The organism is Pseudoduganella sp. RAF53_2 (assembly GCF_052113985.1).
Taxonomy (GTDB): domain Bacteria; phylum Pseudomonadota; class Gammaproteobacteria; order Burkholderiales; family Burkholderiaceae_D; genus Rugamonas.
Genome location: NZ_JBFRDW010000574.1, coordinates 1 through 4,002, shown reverse-complemented (window position 1 = coordinate 4,002; position 4,002 = coordinate 1). Strand labels below are relative to the sequence as shown.

Below are 4,002 nucleotides of genomic sequence, written 5' to 3'. Positions count from 1 at the left end.
CTGTCGAACATGGCGTTTTGCGCCTGATACAACTCTGCATCCAGCGTCAGGATCATGGCGGTAGGCGTGGCCGGTTCCGCCTTCAGTACCGCCTTGTTGGCGGCCTGCACGGTCACCTCGTCAAATGCGGTGTTTTTCAGCGGGACCAGGTTGCGCGCCAGCTGCGCCACGCGCGTACCGKTCTGCGTGACGAAGTTATAAGTCGACATGCTGTTGCCGGATAAAGCCATGATACCGATCTTGCGCGGCGTTTGTCCGTCTGCGTGCGCGGTCAGCGATACCAGAGTAAGCAGCATGGTTGCCAGGATTCGCATTGTTCTTCTTCCTTTTTCTAGTTTGGCCCTGCGCCGGCAGCGCCACGCAGGAGGTTGAGTATATGTGCACGTGCTTCGCCGGCGGTCATGCCTTTCTGTTCGAGCTGGCGTTGCAGGTCGCCGAACAGCTTGCGCCGGTGCTCGCCGGCGTCGGACACGTCGCGCCGGTCGGAGAAGAAGTCCATCAGGGTGGAGCCGCACATACAATTGCGGTACACCTCCACGATGGCGATTTCATCGTCATCGTGGCTTTGTTTCAGGCCACTGTGATCGGGGCGGGTCGCAAGCGTTTGCCGCAGAAAATCGTCAGCGGTGTCGTAAATTTTGCCGCAGTTCTTGCAGCGCTTGGGGAAGGCGGCCTCGCTCAATGCACGCAGGCCATCGAGGAAGTCGTTGTTCATGTCGTGACCAGACGCGATTTGGCGCGGTAGCGGGCATACCAGAACAGCGGCAGGCTGAGCGCACCCAGCGCAATCGCCCACAGGAAGGATTCCTGGCCCACGCCGTAAAAGCCCCAGACCGAGAACACGAAAGCCCGGCAGCGCCGGCGACAACTCCCGCAGCTGCATGCCGCACTACACCGCGCCGCCACAGCTTGAACAAGGCCAGTCCGCCGAACAGATACAGAGGCAGGCTGGCGGCGGTGACCATCACGGTGAGGAAGGTGAAGGCATCGGCCAGCGAGCGGCTGTAGCTCATGCCAACCATGACGCTGGCCAGCACGCCCACCAATACCAGTGCGCGCGCCGGAGCGCCGCGCCGGTTCTGTAGCTGCAGCGCATCAGGGAATGTGCCGTTGGCCGCCAGCGAGGCGGTGACTTCGCCCGCGACCAGGGTCCAGCCGTTCAGGCATCCCAGGCCGCTGATGACAATGAAGGCGGACAGCCACTGCCCCCAGCCCTGGCCCCAGTAGCGGYCGAACAGCGCGGCGAACGGCGCTTCCGACCTCGCCAGTTCGGTGTGCGGCAACAGCAGCAAGGGCGCGGCGGACACGCACACATACACCACGGCGATGATGGCCGTGCCGGCAATGGTCGCGCGTGGAATGGTCACTTCGGGACGGTCGATTTTCCCGGCCGGGATAGTGGCGCATTCCACACCAAGCACGGTGAACAGCGCAATCGTGCCCGCCGCTGCGGTCGCGTCCAGCGTGAGTGGGGCCGGCGCCAGATGTCCTGCAATCGGCTGTGCGCTCATTACGGCCACCAAACGCAGCACGACCACGGCAATCATGGGCAGCAGCTTCAGGCCGACCGAGATCAGTTGCACGCGTCCCGACGTTTTCGCGCCGCGCAGATTGATCAGCACGAAGAACCACACCATGGCCAGTGCCAGAATGGAGGAGGGCACGTGCGCCAGCGGCGGCACCAGCGCAACGAGATAGCCAACTAGGCCAATCGCCAGCGCGGCATTGGTGATCCAGATCGACACCCAGTAGCTCCACATGACGAAAAAGGCGACGCCATTGCCGAAGGCGCGGCGGGTGTAGCCGTATGGACCGTCTTCTTCGGGCAGGCTGCGCGCCAGCTGGGCAAAGGTGTAGGCGACAAACAAACAGCCCGTGACCGTAGCTGCCCATCCCGCGAAGGCGTTGATGCCGTAAGGCGCCAGCGAAACCGGCAGCAGGAAGATGCCCATGCCGATGACATTGCCGACGATGAGCGCAGTGCTCATCCAGAAGCCGAGGGGCTTGTCCTGTTTAAGCATGGCGGATGTAGGCGGCGCGCAGCAGGTTCTGGAAATGCCATACGCCGCTTTCTCGGCGAGGATTCAGGCGGCCCGCTTCATACGAGCCGGAACTCAGGCCTTTCTGCACGTGCTCGCAGATGAAGATGTCTTCTTCCTGGATGGCGTGGCTGAATTCCTGCTCGGCCTGCACGCGCTGCAGCACGTCCGGTTCCTGCGTGTAGTAGTAATCGAATTCGACGATGCAGTGATCGCGCCCATCCGGCAGCACGCGGTTGGTCTGCAGGCGTCCCGGCGTGATGTTGAGCATGATGTTCGGATAGACGAAGTAGTAGAACGCGTCGCCGTCGCCGTAGATGCCGTCGTTATTGCGCAGCGGAGAATGCTGGAGCGAGTACCAGTCGTGCAATTCCGTGTCGTACACGCGGTAGTCCAGCACTTTCGACAGGCCTGGATGGACGAAGGGCAGGTGATAGCCTTCCAGGAAGTTGTCGACGTAGATCTTCCAGTTGCAGGCGATGCGGTAGGTGTCGCGTTTGGCGAACTGCATGGCGCTCAGGTCGATGGGCGCGATGCGCGCGCTGATATCCTTGAACACATCGTCAAACGCCGGCGTATCGTCGCTTAGCGTGACGAAGACCAGGCCTTGCCATTCGCGCACCCGGATTTGCGGCAGGTGAATGCCGCTGATATCGAAGTCTTTGGCGTCCTGCATTTCGGTGGCTGCGCGCAGACGGCCGTCCAGTTCATATGTCCAGCCGTGATATTTGCAGTGCAGCGCACGCGCGCCTTTGCCATTGCAGACGGCCAACGGACCGGCACGGTGGCGGCACACGTTGTAGAAGGCTTTCAGCGTTTTGTCTGGCTGACGCACGATCAGCACGGGCTTGCCCGCTATTTCACACGCCACGTGATCGCCAGGTTCGCCCAGGTCGCCCTGATGCGCGGCCAGTTGCCAGCTCTCTCCGAACACGCCGCGCTGCTCCACGTCCAGCCAGCGCGGCTCGCGGTAGAAGCTGGCGTGCAGGGCATGAGCGTGATCGAGCGCCTCGTGGCGGCAGTGGTCGGGCATATGGGCTCCTGTGTGCGAAGCAATAACTGTCTCACGAATTTGTGTGCCCGAGATGTTGCTTGTTGTAAAAAAGTTACGCTTGCAGGTTTCAGCATGAAGCATTGATGCGCTTAATATAGAGCGTCCTTATTCGCCTCATATCCGCCCCATATTCGCGATGCGCTTCCTGATCTCCTGTTCTGTGCTGTCCCTGCTTGCAGGCTGTACCTCCATTCCCGAATTCTCGGCGCAGCCAAGCGCGGTAAATGGTTTACTCAGTTTCGACGACCTCATTGCTCACATCGAATGCGAGATCGCCAGTTCGGCCAGGGCAGGGGCGTTTGGTGCGAATTCATATGCGGCCAGCATCAGCCTTTCGGCCGAAGTGACGTCGACGTCAGGCGTGTCGCCAAGCCTGACTTACATCAACCCGCTGTCGGCCGCAACCGAACGTTCGCTGGGCGCCAGCGGACAGTACTCCCGCGCCAATCACAAGAACCTCACCAAGAATTTTTCGATTTTCCTGAACCGCGAGCGCGCCGATGCGGTCAGCGAGGCTTGCAAGGCGGTTGCGGGCCGCGGCATCGGCGGCGATCTGGGACTGACCGAGGCCATCGTGCTCGGATCAAACGAGAACTTCCTGTTCCGCCGCGATGGCGATCCCAAGGTTCAGAATAATTTTGTGATCACGGTGGACTTCACCATCACCAAAGGCGCGTCGGGCGGACCTGATTGGAACCTGGTCCACTTCAAAGGACCGTCCGATTCGTCGGGCAGCTTGATCAACTGGACCAATGTGGCGAAGGACACGCTGATCCTTTCGTTCTCCCGCGTTGAACTGTCGAGCGCCGCGCCGGAGGCCATGGAAGAAAAAAGAACCGAAACCATGCGCGACGCCGTCAAAGCCGCCGAAGACGGCCTCACACGCTCGCTGCTCGAACGCCTGGTGCC

At 61.2% G+C, this 4,002-nt stretch carries 5 protein-coding genes; 1 reads left to right on the top strand and 4 read right to left on the bottom strand.

The features are described from left to right. From AB4Z11_RS25640 to AB4Z11_RS25625, 4 genes are all read right to left on the bottom strand, one after another. The coding region (locus AB4Z11_RS25640) for a hypothetical protein (RefSeq protein WP_442028626.1) at nt 1-314 on the bottom strand (314 nt) is incomplete at its 3' end. A 17-nt stretch (nt 315-331) separates the two neighbouring features. After that, nucleotides 332-715 (bottom strand): hypothetical protein, encoded by a 384-nt coding sequence (locus AB4Z11_RS25635; protein WP_442028625.1) that lies wholly within the window; start codon nt 713-715, stop codon nt 332-334. Next, the gene (locus tag AB4Z11_RS25630; protein WP_442028623.1) at nt 621-1,988 is read right to left on the bottom strand and encodes an APC family permease; all 1,368 of its coding nucleotides are present in this window, start codon (nt 1,986-1,988) and stop codon (nt 621-623) included. The genes AB4Z11_RS25635 and AB4Z11_RS25630 overlap by 95 nt, the downstream gene beginning before the upstream one ends. 25 nt (nt 1,989-2,013) lie before the next feature. Then, a complete protein-coding gene (locus AB4Z11_RS25625) occupies nt 2,014-3,072 on the bottom strand; it encodes an aromatic ring-hydroxylating oxygenase subunit alpha (RefSeq protein WP_442028622.1) in 1,059 nt (352 codons plus the stop codon). A 157-nt stretch (nt 3,073-3,229) separates the two neighbouring features. Between AB4Z11_RS25625 and AB4Z11_RS25620 the strand changes: the two genes are divergently transcribed. Beyond that, nucleotides 3,230-4,002 (top strand): hypothetical protein (locus AB4Z11_RS25620; RefSeq protein ID WP_442028620.1); only part of this gene is annotated, 773 nt, incomplete at its 3' end.

Bases quoted from the DNA above. Each gene is read 5' to 3' on its own strand.
- AB4Z11_RS25635 (WP_442028625.1), bottom strand. From the start codon at position 715: ATGAACAACGACTTCCTCGATGGCCTGCGTGCATTGAGCGAGGCCGCC.
- AB4Z11_RS25625 (WP_442028622.1), bottom strand. From the start codon at position 3,072: ATGCCCGACCACTGCCGCCACGAGGCGCTCGATCACGCTCATGCCCTG.